Source organism: Atopobiaceae bacterium, assembly GCA_022483015.1.
Lineage (GTDB): Bacteria > Actinomycetota > Coriobacteriia > Coriobacteriales > Atopobiaceae > JALCUE01.
The window spans coordinates 783,043-796,083 of record JAKVOB010000001.1 but is presented as its reverse complement, the minus strand read 5'-3'; the positions used below and the strand labels follow the sequence as shown (position 1 = coordinate 796,083).

The following is a 13,041-nucleotide window of genomic DNA, read 5'->3' as shown; positions in this document are numbered from 1 at the left end:
TCAGTCAGACCTTCCGAGCGCACTCTCGAGACGCACGAAGGAGCCCACGTCGAGCGTCTCGGCACGACACCTGGGGTCGATGCCCGCCGCGGCGAAGGCGACGTCGAGCTCCTCGCGCGAGAGGCCCGAGGCGGACATGGAGTTCCTGATGGTCTTGCGACGTTGGGCGAAGGCCGCGTCGATCACGGCCGCCACCGCCTCGCAGCGAGCAGGCGAGAGGGGCTCGGCCGTGTCGGGGTCCGTGGGCACCCGACGGTCCAGGCGCACCACCGACGAGTCCACATGCGGGGGCGGCATGAAGTTGCCAGGTCCCACCTCGAAGCGTCCCGTGACCTCGGCCTGGAGCGCGAGCTTTGCGGTGTAGGCCCCATAGGCCTTGGTACCAGGCACGGCCGCGATGCGGTCGGCCACCTCGCGCTGCACCATCACGACGGCACGGTCGATGGTGGGCTCCTCCTGCAGGAAGCGGAGCAGCACCGTGGCCGCCACCTGGTAGGGCAGGTTCGAGACGAAGCTCGTGAGGCAGCCCTGCACCCCGGGTGCCTCGAGCGACGAGAGCGCCTCGTCGAGCTGCCAGGCACCGACCTTCAGGGCGTCCCCCAGCACGAGCGCGATACGGTCCGTCACGTCCGCGCACGTCTCGGCGAGGACCGGTGCGAGCGAGCGGTCGGCCTCGACGGCCACCACGGCGCCGGCGCCGGCAGCCAAGGCCACCGTGAGGGTGCCGATGCCAGGACCCACCTCGAGCACGGCGTCCTTCTCGTCCAGCTCGGCGAGCTCGAGGATGTGGGCGATGACGGCGTCGTTCACGAGGAAGTTCTGGCCCAGGTGATGCTTGGCGGCCAGGCCGTGCCGCTCGAGCACGTCGCGCGTGGCCTGGGGGTTGGCAAGGGGGGATGCGACCATGCGCTACTTGGAGGTGTCGAGGCGCGGGAAGAGCGCGTCGCCCTTGGTGACGGGGGCATCCTGCGGGAGCTGGCCCCAGGTGCAGGCGGCCTCGCAGTCATCGGTCGTCGCCTCGGGCTCGCATGACATGCGCCGCAGGACCTCGGCCGAGGTCTCGGGCATGAAGGGAGCGAGCAGGTGCGCCGAGACACGGATGGCCTCGAGCAGGCCCTCGATCACGAATGCGAGGTCATCGGCCTTGGCCGGGTCCTTGGCGAGCGCCCAGGGCTCGGTGTCCTCGATGTAGTGGTTGGCGGCATGGACCAGCTCCATGACCTCGTGGGCGGCATCATGGTAGGCATAGGCGGCCATCGCGTCGGCATAGCGGCCGTAGAGCCCGTCGGCGATGGTGCGCAGCGGCGAGTCCCTCTGGGCCCACCCGTCGAGCGCAGGCGTCTTGCCGTCGAAGTACTTGGCGCTCATGTTGAGCGCACGGGACACGAGGTTGCCCCAGCTGTTGGCGAGGTCCGTGTTGTAGACCTGCTCCATGCGCGAGAACGAGATTGACCCGTCGGTGCCGGGTGCCACGTCGGTCATGAAGTAGTAGCGATAGCCCTCGACGCCCAGCATGTCGATGACCTCGGCGGGCGCGATGGCGTTGCCGCGGGACTTGCTCATCTTCTCGCCGGCACCGGTCTCGCTGTTCTTGACCATGAGGAAGCCATGGACGAAGACGCGCTCGGGGACGGCAAGGCCCGCCGCCATGAGCATGGCCGGCCAGATGACGCAGTGGAAGCGGATGATGTCCTTGCCCACGATGTGGGTCTGGGCAGGCCAGCGATAGGCCAGCTCGGCAGCCGCCTCGGGCGTGTCATCGCCGTAGCCCACGGCCGTGAGGTAGTTGATGAGCGCGTCGAACCAGACGTAGGTGACGTGCTTGGTGTCGAAGGGCAGCGGGATGCCCCAGTCGAAGCTCGTGCGCGAGATGGAGAGGTCCTTGAGGCCCCCCTCCACGAACGAGACGACCTCGTTGCGGCGGATCTCGGGCTCCACGAACTCGGGGTGCTCGCGGTAGAGCGCCAGCAGCGGCTCCTGGAACTCCGAGAGCTTGAAGAACCAGCTCTCCTCCTGCACGCGTTCGAGGGGACGACCGCAGTCGGGGCAGAGGTGCTGGCCCTCCGTGTGGTTGGCCTCGTCGGCATGGGCCACCTGGGTCTCGGTGAAGTAGGTCTCCTCAGGCACGCAGTACCAGCCGTCATAGGACCCCTTGTAGATGTAGCCCTTCTCCTTCAGGACGTCCCAGAGATGCTGGACGGCCTTGGTCTGGCGGGGCTGGGTGGTGCGGATGAAGTCATCGTTGGTGATCTCGAGGGTCTTCCAGAGGTCGGTGAACGAGGGTACGAGCGAGTCGCACCACTGCTGCGGCGTCATGTCATGCTCGGCGGCTGCCGTGGCGACCTTCTCGCCGTGCTCGTCGAGGCCGGTGAGGAACTTGACGTCCATGCCCTGCGCCCGGCGGAAGCGCGCCTGGACGTCGGTCAGGATCGTGCAGTACGCGGTGCCCAGGTGCGGGGCGGCGTTGACGTAGTAGATGGGGGTGGTGATATAGAAGGACGGCTTGGTGTGCTCTGCCATGGGGGCCTCTTCGGGACGGATGCGGAAACGATGCCGGCGCCGGAGGCGTGCCAGGGGCCCACCACGTGCGCAGCCAGACCATTGTAGCAACGACGGCGAGAGGGGCGGGGCGAGGGAGGTCTCCCTACCGATACAGCGGAAGACTCCCCGTGATGGGGGCCATCACGTCAGCCGGCGCCGGGGCGAACCCCACGCAGGTCCAACGGCTGCCAGTGGCGTCGGGGACGAGCTCGGTGCGGCAGTCGTCACGGATGACGAAGAAGTCACGGTCCTCGACGAGGCCATGGTCGCGTGCGCGGACGACCAGCGCGGACAGGCCCTCCTCACCCTCGGCAGCCAGCACGATCTTGGCCTCGCCGGAGGTCGCCCATGCCGTGAGCGCATCGACGTCGACCTCGGTGGCGTGGATGAGGAACGCCACGGAGGCGTGCGCGACCTGGGCCGCGAGCTTGCCGGGGCTCATCCCGAGCGAACGGTCGGCCACGAGGTACTGGCGGTACTCGGTGGCATGTGGCGACGAGACGGACATGTGGCAGGTCATCCTCCGGAGAAGGGCCGTCCGGGGCAACGCGGCAGAGGCCGCGCGGCACCCCGGACGGACGGGATTGCGGACGCGTGGGGGCAGCTACTCCTGCGGCCCCTGGTAGACGGCGTCGCCGAAGCCAAGCGCCATGATGAAGAACGGCTCCAGGAAGACGAGGCCGATCGTGTAGCCGATGCCCTTGCCGAAGGCCTTGGACATCTTGCTGCAGGCCACGATGTGCAGGACGGCGATGGCGATGGCGAGGACGCTGGCGATGAACCCTTGGTCGTTCCCATTGGTGCCGAAGATGGCGGCCAGCACCACGAGGACGAGCCAGAGCCAGAACATGCTGGTCTTCCACGTGACCTTGAACTCGGTGTAGGCGTTGAGGAACGGCACGATGGACTTCCAGCCAGGCTCGTCGGCCTTGGAGAAGATCTTCCAGTAGCCGATGACATAGAGCACGTAGAGCACGATGACCAGCAGCACGGCGACGAGGATCGAGACACCTGCGAACAGGGCGAGCGCGGTATCGGTATACATATGCGTTCCTCCAAAGGGATGCGGCTCCTGCACGAATCGGACCGCACACGATGGGTACAAGGGCGCGGCTCCTACCAGCAGTGTACACGAAATCTGCAAACTTTCTGCCGAATCGGGTAGAAAGCTGGCGACCAGGCGAGAAGCACGCGCACCCGAGGGGGTCCAGATGGCCGAACGGTTCATATGCCTTGCCATCGGCTACGCGTTCGGCTGCATCCTCACGGCGCAGCTCGTCTGTCGGCACGTCTCGCACAAGAGCGTCTTCGACCTGGGCGAGGGAAACCCCGGCATGGCCAACGTCGCCCACAGCCTCGGCCTCAGGTGGGGCCTCTACACCTTGGGCGGCGACATCGCCAAGACCGTCATGGCAGCACTCGTCTGCTGGGCCCTGATGCCCGAGCTCGGCTGGACGACGACCGCCCTCTGGGCCACCCTCGGCACCACGCTGGGCCACACCTTCCCCGCATGGCACCACTTCCGCGGTGGCAAGGGGGTGACCACGACCTGCGCGGGCACGATCATCGCCACGCCCGTGGCCGGACTGGTCTCGATGCTGGCCGGCGGCGTCACGGTGGTGGGGTCAGGCTACCTCTGCGTGGGGGCGCTCGTCATCTCTGCCGTCTACCTGGCCTTCTCGTTCGCCTCGGGGAGCATGGACCAGATTGTGGTGGCCGCAGCCCTGGGGGCGCTCATGCTGCGCGCCCACGCACCCGCCGTGGCCGGCATATCCACCGGCGAGACGGGCAGGACCGACCTTCTCGGCAGGCTGCGGCGACACTGAGCCAGCATGCCCTGCGGCCAGGCCGCGCTATCCCCTGCTGCGCGCCTCGGCAATGACCTTGCGCATCTCCTGCTGCACGGCCTGCTCGACGTTGGTGCCCACGACCTCGGCGGCCACCTGCTTGATGGCATAGCGCGCGTTGCCCATGGCACGGGAGTTGCCCACCATGCGCAGGATCTCGTAGTCGTTCATGGCGTCGCCGAAGGCCATGACCTCGTCGTTCCCGATGCCATAGTGGGCCATGACCTGCGAGATGCCCGACGCCTTGGTGACACCGGGCTGCATGGCGTCGATCCACTTCTTGCCTGATGGAGCGAAGACGAAGTCGGCGCCAAGCTCGCGGTCGAGGGCATAGGCCATGTCCATGACCTGGTCGTCCGCGTCGCAGAAGATGGACGCCTTGAGGATGCTCACGTCAGGGCCCGGTGCCTCGAAGACACGCTCGGCATTGGGCAGGTCCTTGTCCATCTCACGCTCGTAGAGGCTCTCGTCGTCGAAGAGGAAGCTGCGCGTGCGGTCGAACATGACCAGGTGGAGGCAGTCGAACATGCCTACCACGCTACGCAGTCGCTGGAGCGCCGCGTGGCTGTAGACCTCACGATCGATGAGACGGCCGTCCGCATAGACCTGCGACCCGTTGGATGCGACGAAGTCCATCTGGTCGCGCACCGGCTCGAAGAACTCGCAGAGGGTGTCATAGCGACGGCCCGAGCTCGCGGCAAAGTGGATGCCCAGGCCAGAGAGCTCACGGATGAGGTCGAAGGTCTCGGGTGGGACGTGCGAGCGCTCGTCGAGAAGCGTGCCGTCCATGTCTGACGCGATGAGCTTGATCATGTGGTTCCCTTCGTAGGCGCATGCCAGGTGGCACGCGGTGGATGGCGAGAAGAACGGGCGGGTCTGCGTCAACCTGCCATGAACGCGGGGACGCTGCCGTCGAGCGCGGACGCCGCGATGTCCAGGAGGGCATGGGGCACGGCCTCGTCCTCGGCCGAGCCGATGTGCCAGCGGGCGACGGCACGCACCCGGTCGTTGGCGTTGGCCACCGCCACGGCCTCGCCCACGTGCTCGAGCATGGCCAGGTCGTTGTCGGAGTCGCCGAAGGCCACCACGTCGGCCGCGCGTACGTCGAGGAGCCCCTCGAGGGCCTCCACGCCCGTGGCCTTGGTGAAGCCCGCCGGCACGATGTCGCACCAGTGGTCGACGGAACGGATGAAGTCGAGGTCGGGACAGGCCTCGTGCAGGCTGGCACGCACGGCCTCGAGGTGGGCTGCGTCGCCACCGCAGATGATGCCGCAGGCCACGACGTCATAGTCGGGTGCCTGGTCGACAGGCTGGACCCCCATGGGAAAGAGGGGCTCTATCTGAGGCAGGTACTTGGACGCGAGGTCGACGACGAGCGTGGGATGCTCGCCATCGCCGTAGGCGACGAGGCAGGCATCAGGCACGTCATGGAGGGTGGCCACCACCTGCGCGAGCTGCCGTGGATGGGCCGCCGTACGCTGGCGGAGCTCGCCGTCGACCCAGACCTCCTTGCCCGACGAGACGAGCGCGCAGGAACAGGCCGCCTCGTCGCCCTGGAAGAAGTGGCGCAGCTCCACGATGCCGCGGCCCGTGGCCGGGGCGAAGGTGACGCCTGTCGCCTGGAGCTTGTGGATCGCGTCGAGCGCGAAGTCGGACACATAGGGCCTGCCATAGGCCAGCAGCGTGTTGTCCATGTCTGAGAGCACGAGCTTGATCATGCAGTTCCCTTCTGTACCTCTCGCATTCTACCCGAGAGGACCAGGGACTAGGCAGGAGACAGGCAAAGGTCCGGTAAGGGGATGGACCCTATGCGGCCAAGGACGTGGTCGACGTGGTGGCCGAGGCCGACCAGTCCGACCCGATGACCACGAGCACGTCCGTGAACAGCGAGTACGACCCGTCGTCCTTCTCGACCGTAGCCGTGCCTCCCAGCGCGTCGGCAACGGCCTGGGCCTTGTCGGCGTCGTCCGTGTCGCTGTAGATGACGAGCGTCTTGGTATGGCTGGTCGAGGTGGCATTGGTGGCCGTGGTGGTGTAGCCGTCGCTCGTGAGCGTTGACGCCGCCGTGGCAGCGAGCCCCTGGGTCGACGTCCCGTTCTGCACCTCGACCGTGCCGGTGGTGGTGGAGTCGCCCGTGGAGCCGTCGGCGTTCTTGACGCTGTCGATGCCACCGGCGATACCCGCCGTCGGGTCGTCGTCGGCGCTCTCGTACGGCGAGAGGCCCGCGTCCACACGCGCCATCATCTGCGTCCAGTCGTCGGTGTCGACCACCTCGTACCAGATGCTGTTGAGGTACTCCGAGGTGGTGGGGACGGCCCCCGAGTAGACGTTGTTCTCGACGTCGAGGTCGCTCATCTGCGTGGCGAGCGAGAGGATGTCCGTGAGGCTCATGTCGGTGGTGACGCTGCCCGACAGGGTCGATATGGTGCTTGCCATGCTCACCGGGTCGAGGGTGAGGACCTTCTCCACGATGGCGGCGATCACCAGGCGCTGGTTGGAGGAGCGACAGGCATCCCCGTCGCCATAGTCGTCATAGGCATGACGGCTGCGGCAGAGGATGAGGGCCTGCTCGCCGGTAAGGATCTGCTCGCCAGCGTCGAGGTGGCCCGTGTACTCCTCGTCGTCTATCTCCATGGGGACGTCCACGTCGATGCCGCCGATGTCATCCACGATCGTCGCGAACTGGTCGAAGTCGATCTCGGCATAATGCGAGATGCTCACGCCGGCAAGCTGCTCGACCATCTGCACGGCATAGGTCGCGCCACCATAGGCATAGGCGGCGTTGATCTTCTGCGTGCCATGGCTCCCCATCTCGACCATGGTGTCGCGCGGGATGGACACGAGCGTGACCTGCATGTTCTGGGGGTCCACGCGCACGAGCAGCATGGAGTCGGATCGATACGTGCCGTCCGTGGAGGAGTCCGCGTCACGCTCCTCGCTCTCGTCGGTGCCAAGCAGCAGCATGTAGAAGGGCTCGGTGTCCGAGGTGGAGGTGAGCTCGGCTCGGAGCGAGTCGTCGACGCCGTCGCCGAGGTTGCTCGAGACCTTGCTGAAGTAGGCCCACGCCACCCCGGCACCCGCCGCGAGGACCGCGAGCGTGGTCAGCACGGCCACCAGGGCATGCTTGCGCCGACGCCGACGCCGCCTCTCGGTCTGACGTACCAGATAGGTGTCACGCGAGAGGGACGAGGAGGGCGAGACCGGCCTCGACGCACGGGAGGCATGGCGAGTCGTCGTGGAGGCAGACGACGAGGCATGCGAGGAGCGTCGGTAGGTCGTGTTCGGACGGCGCTCGGGCTTACGGGACAAGGGGACCTCCTGGATGTGGGACGATGCGCAGGCCAGGCGACCTGGCCGAGCACGACATGCCCGCGTTGGACATACATGCGACCGACTAATCATAAGGCCAGCTCGGGATGCGCCCCGTATTCGCACAAGGCTGTTGCGGAGCAGAAGGCCACCTGACTCCCAGCTGATGACGGACGGGGCCAGAGGGGCGACCTTCTCGCAAGAGGATGGTATGGATACGATTCCACACGGGGTAGACTATCCGCGTGGGCACAGCCACATACGAGGGAGCAACCTTGAACATCAACGAGATCGCACGTCTCGCCGACGTGTCACGTACCACGGTGTCGCGCTTCCTGAACGATGGCTACGTGAGCGCCGAGAAGCGCGAGCGCATCCAGAAGGTCATCGACGAGACGGGATACGTCCCCTCCTCGCGCGCACAGACGCTGCGGACCGGGCAGACGCACCTCGTGGGCGTCATCATCCCCAAGATCAACTCGGAAGCCATCGGTCGCGAGGTCGCCGGCATCACATCGACCCTCGACGAGGCGCAGTACTCCACCCTGCTTGCCAACACCGATAACGACGAGCGCGCCGAGGTGAGCTTCCTGCACGTCCTCGACGAGAAGCAGGTCGATGGCATCATCCTCATCGGCACCATCTTCACGGGAGAGCACCTCAAGGCCATGAAGGAGCTGTCGGTGCCCGTCGTGGTACTGGGCCAGCGGCTCGAGAGGCACTCATGCGTCTTCTTCGACGACTACAACTCGATGCTCGACCTTGCGGCACACGTGATGGGGACGGCCAGGCACCCAGCCTTCCTGGGCGTGACCGACCGCGACAAGGCCGCGGGTCACATGCGGAGGCAGGCGTTCCTCGACGCCGCGCATGCGACAGGCATCGGCGTGCCCAACGACATGCTGGTAGGCGTGGACTTCTCGATGGAGAGCGGCCGCGATGGGACGTCGCGCCTCATGGACGCGCACCCCGAGTGCGACGCCATCGTCTGCGCCACCGACAACATCGCCGCCGGCTGCATGGTGACCTTGCACGAGAGGGGCATCGACATCCCGGGGAAGGTCGCGGTCACCGGCATGGGCGACGGGATGCTCTCGCAGGTCATGACGCCGCCGCTCTCGACCGCCCACCTGTTCTACCGCACCAGCGGCTCCGAGGCGGCGCGCATGCTCGTGAGCATGATGCGCGGCGAGGCCGAGGTGCGCCGCGAGGTCAAGATGGGCTACGAGCTCGTGCTGCGCGAGTCCACGCGCTAGCGCTGAAGGTGCCCGCGACCGGTACCAGGGTCACTCCGGGCAGGCAACGCGGGCGTCAGGGGACGTTGCCTGGCGATGGTGACCCGCGGCGGTGCCCGCGACCGGTACCAGGGTCACTCCGGGCAGGCAACGCGGGCGTCAAGGGACGTTGCCTGGCGATGGTGACCCGCGGCTCGCGATGAGCGACCGTCGGCTCGGCCGATGCAGCCCGTGAGCGCCTCGAACGCCGCCCAGCACCCATTACCGACCGCTCGCGGTGACTTCTGGCCGATGTTGGTCGTTCTCGATGGTTCCTCTCGAAAGCGGTCGTATCATCCTTCTTGAACGTGGTACCGATTCCACATCAGACGGCGAGAAACACAGGCCACCTCGAATCGTTCCCGTTCTTTTTTCGCGGTCTGTATGGAACCGTTTCCGCATCGAGCCAAGCAGAGAGGACACAAGATGGACTACAAGAAGGCAGCAGAAGAGGTGCTCGCCGCCATCGGCGGCAAGGGCAACCTCGTGTCGGCGGCGCACTGCGCGACACGCCTGCGTCTGGTCATCGCCGATGACTCGAAGGTGAACAAGAAGGCGCTCGACGACGCCGAGGGCGTCAAGGGGGTCTTCTCGGCTGCCGGTCAGCTCCAGATCATCTTCGGCACCGGCACGGTCAACAAGGTCTACGACCAGTTCATCAAGGTCAGCGGCGTCGAGGCCTCCTCCAAGGACGAGGCCAAGGCCACAGGTGCCAGGAAGGGCAACTGGTTCCAGCGCGCCATCAAGGCCCTCGGCGACGTCTTCGTCCCCATCATCCCCGCCATCGTGGCATCCGGCCTGCTCATGGGCCTGTGCAACGGCCTCGGCCAGGCCTTCCCGGCGCTCGCTGACACCGGCGAGTTCCAGATGATCAGCCTCTTCTCCAACGCGTCCTTCGTCTTCCTGCAGATCCTCATCGGCTTCTCGGCCGCCAAGGTCTTCGGCGGCAACCCCTACCTGGGTGCCGTCATCGGCATGATCATGATCCATACCTCGCTCACGAGCGCATGGGACGTGCCTAGCATCACGGCCGGTACCGCCTTCACCATCGCGACCGACTCCGTCACGGGAGCCCAGTCGATCGTCAAACAGGCCATCTCGTACTTCCCGCTGCTGGGAGGCCTCTACCAGGTGCCTGCCACGGGTTACCAGGGACACGTCATCCCCGTGGTCATCGCCGTGTGGTTCATGTCCAAGCTCGAGATCCAGCTGCACAAGCACGTCCCTGACATCATCGACCTCTTCGTGACCCCGCTCGTGACCGTCCTCGTGACCGGCTTCCTCACGCTCACCATCTTCGGGCCCGTCTTCGCCACCCTCGAGAACTGGATCCTCTCCGGCGTCGAGTACCTGATCACCATCCCGTTCGGCATCGGCGCGTTCCTCTGCGGCGCGGTCTATGCGCCTACCGTGGTCTGCGGCATCCACCACATGTACAACGCCCTCGAGATGGGCATGCTCGCCGCGGCCACCCCCATGGACACCTGGATGCCCATCGCCACCGCCGCCAACGTCGCCCAGGGTGCCGCCTGCCTGGCCGTCGCCGTCAAGACCAAGCGCGCCAAGACCAAGGAGCTCGCACTCCCCTCGTCCCTCTCGGCCTTCCTCGGCATCACCGAACCTGCCATCTTCGGTGTCAACCTGCCTAACATGAAGCCCTTCATCGCCGCCTGCATCGGTGCCGCCTTCGGCGCAGCCGTGAGCTCGATCCTCGGCGTCTATGCCACGGCCATGGGCATCACCGGGCTCTTCGGCTTCCTCACCACCACCAACTGCACGCTCCAGTACGCGCTCGTCATGGTCGTCTCGTTCGTCATCGCCTTCGGCATCTCCTTCTTCCTCTACAAGGACCCCGTCGACGACGAGTCCGAGCAGGACGCCGGCGACGCCACCGTCACCGAGCTCCCCAGCACCGAGGACCCTGAGCCCGAGACGCTCGTCTCCCCCATCGAGGGCGCCTGCGTGGCCATGTCCGACGTCCCCGACGAGACCTTCGCGAAGTGCGTCATGGGCAAGGGCGTCGCCATCAGGCCTGCCAAGGGCCAGGTCTGCTCGCCCTGCGACGGCACCATCACGATGCTCTTCGAGACCAAGCACGCCATCGGCATCGTCTCCGACAAGGGCGCCGAGGTCCTCATCCACATCGGCCTCGACACCGTCGAGATGGGCGGCACGCCGTTCACCGCCTGCGTCGCCACCGGTGACCATGTGAAGGCGGGCGACCTGCTCATCAAGGCCGACCTCGACGCCATCAAGGCCGCCGGCTACGACACGATCACCCCGATCGTGGTCACCAACACCGACAAGTACGCCTCGGTGGACACGTCCGCCGCCGAGGGCTCCGACGTGAAGGCCGGCGACGAGGTCATCGTCCTGGGATAGACCACGCACATCGCCTGAAGGGGCGGAGGGGGTGACCTCTGGGCTCGAGCAGTCCTCGCACAGAGCGCTGCGGAACTCGTCCAGAAGCCTCCCCCTCCGCCCGCACCTCATCGATCGTCTCACCACCAGCGTGAACTCGTCGACAGCAAGCTGGGCCCCCGCTCCCATCCGTCTGGCAACCCAAGGACGAAGGGCCTTGCACGCACCCCACACCATCCGAAAGGAACACCATGACCGGCAGCCCCTCAGCACGTGACATCTGGCGTCCCGGCTTCCACCTGCTGCCGCCAGCCGGCTGGGTGAACGACCCCAACGGCCTCTGCCAGTTCGAGGGCACCTACCACGTGTTCTGCCAGTGCTCCCCCGACTGGCCCGCCTTGGATGCCACCCGTGGGTGGGGCCACCTCACGAGCCGCGACCTCGTCACGTGGGAATGGCAGGGCATGGCCCTCATGCCCGACACCGCAGACGACGCCACCGGCGCCTACTCCGGATCGGCCTTCGTAGGTGACGACGGTCTCCTGCACCTGGTCTACACCGGCAACGTCAAGCTGCCGGGCAAGCACGACTACATCACGAGCGGCAGGCTCGCCAACCAGATCGAGGTCACCTCGGCCGACGGCGAGCACCTCTCGAGCAAGCGCGTGGTCCTTCGCAACGCCGACTATCCCTCCTGGTGCTCGTGCCATGTGCGCGACCCGAAGGTCTGGAGACAGGCGGGCACGCTCCACATGCTGCTGGGGGCTCGCGGCCTCGACTCCGAGGGAGCCGCCCTCGTCTATCGCTCGGATGACGACGGTGCGACCTGGGAGCTCGAGGAGGAGGTGCGCCCAGGCACGCCCGGCGCCTTCGGCTACATGTGGGAGTGCCCCGACCGGGTCTCGCTCGACGGCCATGAGTACCTGGCATTCTGCCCGCAAGGTCTCGAGCATGGGCACCTGCGCTTCCAGAACGTCTACCAGTCCGGCTACGTGCCGCTCGAGGACAGGCTCCTCTCGGCCGACGCTATGGCGGAGGATGGCGTGCCACTCCGCCATGTGGACGTCGACGACTTCCGCGAGTGGGACCTCGGCTTCGACTTCTACGCGCCGCAGACCTTCGCCACGGACGACGGTCGTACCGTCCTCATCGGCTGGGCAGGCCTTCCCGACGTCCCCTATGGCAATCCGACCGGCGAGCTCGGATGGATGCACTGCCTCACCGTCCCTCGCGAGCTCACACGAGGCAGCAACGGCACCGTCTGCCAGCGTCCCGTGGGCGAGCTCGCCCGTCTGCGCGGCAACGAGGCCCCGCTGCTGGACGACGAGGTCACCTTCGAGCACGGCCGCTTCGACCTCGAGGTCACGGGCATCACAGCCAGCTCCTGGAAGGTCACGCTGGCGGCCGCGAGCAACGGCTCGGTCGTCCTGGCATGCGATGACGGCTCCCTCACGCTCGCCTTCGACGGCACGGCCGGCGACGGGCGCGACGTACGGCGGGCGCATGTGGGCCACGTCGACGACCTGCGCATCCTCTGCGACCGCTCGATCATGGAGGTCTACCTCGACGGAGGTGCCACGGTGATGACGACGCGCTGGTACCCGTCCACGTCCGCCGTCCGCCTGGACGTCTCCTGCGGGGATGCCGAGACCCACGTCTGGCCTATGGCCGACGTGATGAGCGAGGCGCTTGCAGGCACCCGCTAAGAC

At 66.7% G+C, this 13,041-nt stretch carries 11 protein-coding genes; 4 read left to right on the top strand and 7 right to left on the bottom strand.

The window, feature by feature from the left end; translation table 11 throughout:
* The 4 genes from rsmA to LKE50_03505 form a co-directional block, all read right to left on the bottom strand.
* Positions 1 to 906 carry a 16S rRNA (adenine(1518)-N(6)/adenine(1519)-N(6))-dimethyltransferase RsmA gene (gene rsmA, locus LKE50_03520; GenBank protein MCH3967681.1) on the bottom strand — a complete coding sequence of 302 codons (906 nt, stop codon included), beginning with the start codon at positions 904 to 906 and terminating at the stop codon, positions 1 to 3.
* A gap of 3 nt (positions 907 to 909) precedes the next feature.
* Positions 910 to 2,520 carry a methionine--tRNA ligase gene (gene metG, locus LKE50_03515; GenBank protein ID MCH3967680.1) on the bottom strand — a complete coding sequence of 537 codons (1,611 nt, stop codon included), beginning with the start codon at positions 2,518 to 2,520 and terminating at the stop codon, positions 910 to 912.
* 124 nt (positions 2,521 to 2,644) lie between these two features.
* Positions 2,645 to 3,049 (bottom strand): peptidyl-tRNA hydrolase, encoded by a 405-nt coding sequence (locus LKE50_03510; GenBank protein MCH3967679.1) that lies wholly within the window; start codon positions 3,047 to 3,049, stop codon positions 2,645 to 2,647.
* Between the two features lie 96 nt (positions 3,050 to 3,145).
* The gene (locus LKE50_03505; GenBank protein MCH3967678.1) at positions 3,146 to 3,586 is read right to left on the bottom strand and encodes a DUF5684 domain-containing protein; all 441 of its coding nucleotides are present in this window, start codon (positions 3,584 to 3,586) and stop codon (positions 3,146 to 3,148) included.
* Positions 3,587 to 3,752: 166 nt separating this feature from the next.
* On the opposite strand from LKE50_03505, the gene LKE50_03500 reads away from it, so the two are divergent.
* Positions 3,753 to 4,367 carry a glycerol-3-phosphate acyltransferase gene (locus LKE50_03500; protein ID MCH3967677.1) on the top strand — a complete coding sequence of 205 codons (615 nt, stop codon included), beginning with the start codon at positions 3,753 to 3,755 and terminating at the stop codon, positions 4,365 to 4,367.
* A 27-nt stretch (positions 4,368 to 4,394) separates the two neighbouring features.
* Here the strand turns inward: LKE50_03500 and LKE50_03495 are convergent, their stop codons facing one another.
* The 3 genes from LKE50_03495 to LKE50_03485 form a co-directional block, all read right to left on the bottom strand.
* On the bottom strand, positions 4,395 to 5,201 hold the full coding sequence (locus tag LKE50_03495; protein ID MCH3967676.1) for a Cof-type HAD-IIB family hydrolase: 807 nt from the start codon (positions 5,199 to 5,201) through the stop codon (positions 4,395 to 4,397).
* Positions 5,202 to 5,269: 68 nt separating this feature from the next.
* Positions 5,270 to 6,106, bottom strand: a complete 837-nt coding sequence (locus LKE50_03490; protein MCH3967675.1) for a Cof-type HAD-IIB family hydrolase — start codon at positions 6,104 to 6,106, stop codon at positions 5,270 to 5,272.
* An 88-nt stretch (positions 6,107 to 6,194) separates the two neighbouring features.
* Positions 6,195 to 7,697 (bottom strand): LCP family protein, encoded by a 1,503-nt coding sequence (locus LKE50_03485; protein MCH3967674.1) that lies wholly within the window; start codon positions 7,695 to 7,697, stop codon positions 6,195 to 6,197.
* 275 nt (positions 7,698 to 7,972) lie between these two features.
* Here LKE50_03485 and LKE50_03480 point away from each other — a divergent pair, with 275 nt between their 5' ends.
* The 3 genes from LKE50_03480 to LKE50_03470 all read left to right on the top strand — a co-directional run bounded on the left by LKE50_03480 (position 7,973) and on the right by LKE50_03470 (position 13,038).
* Positions 7,973 to 8,953 carry a LacI family DNA-binding transcriptional regulator gene (locus tag LKE50_03480; protein ID MCH3967673.1) on the top strand — a complete coding sequence of 327 codons (981 nt, stop codon included), beginning with the start codon at positions 7,973 to 7,975 and terminating at the stop codon, positions 8,951 to 8,953.
* A 444-nt stretch (positions 8,954 to 9,397) separates the two neighbouring features.
* The gene (locus LKE50_03475) at positions 9,398 to 11,353 is read left to right on the top strand and encodes a glucose PTS transporter subunit IIA (protein ID MCH3967672.1); all 1,956 of its coding nucleotides are present in this window, start codon (positions 9,398 to 9,400) and stop codon (positions 11,351 to 11,353) included.
* Between the two features lie 230 nt (positions 11,354 to 11,583).
* Positions 11,584 to 13,038 carry a glycoside hydrolase family 32 protein gene (locus LKE50_03470; protein ID MCH3967671.1) on the top strand — a complete coding sequence of 485 codons (1,455 nt, stop codon included), beginning with the start codon at positions 11,584 to 11,586 and terminating at the stop codon, positions 13,036 to 13,038.
* The last annotated feature ends 3 nt before the right edge of the window (positions 13,039 to 13,041 follow it).

Excerpts from the sequence above, each read along its gene's own strand:
- LKE50_03510 (MCH3967679.1), bottom strand. The coding sequence starts at position 3,049 with ATGTCCGTCTCGTCGCCACATGCCACCGAGTACCGCCAGTACCTCGTG.
- metG (MCH3967680.1), bottom strand. The coding sequence starts at position 2,520 with ATGGCAGAGCACACCAAGCCGTCCTTCTATATCACCACCCCCATCTAC.
- LKE50_03470 (MCH3967671.1), top strand. The coding sequence starts at position 11,584 with ATGACCGGCAGCCCCTCAGCACGTGACATCTGGCGTCCCGGCTTCCAC.
- LKE50_03495 (MCH3967676.1), bottom strand. The coding sequence starts at position 5,201 with ATGATCAAGCTCATCGCGTCAGACATGGACGGCACGCTTCTCGACGAG.
- rsmA (MCH3967681.1), bottom strand. The coding sequence starts at position 906 with ATGGTCGCATCCCCCCTTGCCAACCCCCAGGCCACGCGCGACGTGCTC.
- LKE50_03475 (MCH3967672.1), top strand. The coding sequence starts at position 9,398 with ATGGACTACAAGAAGGCAGCAGAAGAGGTGCTCGCCGCCATCGGCGGC.
- LKE50_03490 (MCH3967675.1), bottom strand. The coding sequence starts at position 6,106 with ATGATCAAGCTCGTGCTCTCAGACATGGACAACACGCTGCTGGCCTAT.
- LKE50_03505 (MCH3967678.1), bottom strand. The coding sequence starts at position 3,586 with ATGTATACCGATACCGCGCTCGCCCTGTTCGCAGGTGTCTCGATCCTC.
- LKE50_03500 (MCH3967677.1), top strand. The coding sequence starts at position 3,753 with ATGGCCGAACGGTTCATATGCCTTGCCATCGGCTACGCGTTCGGCTGC.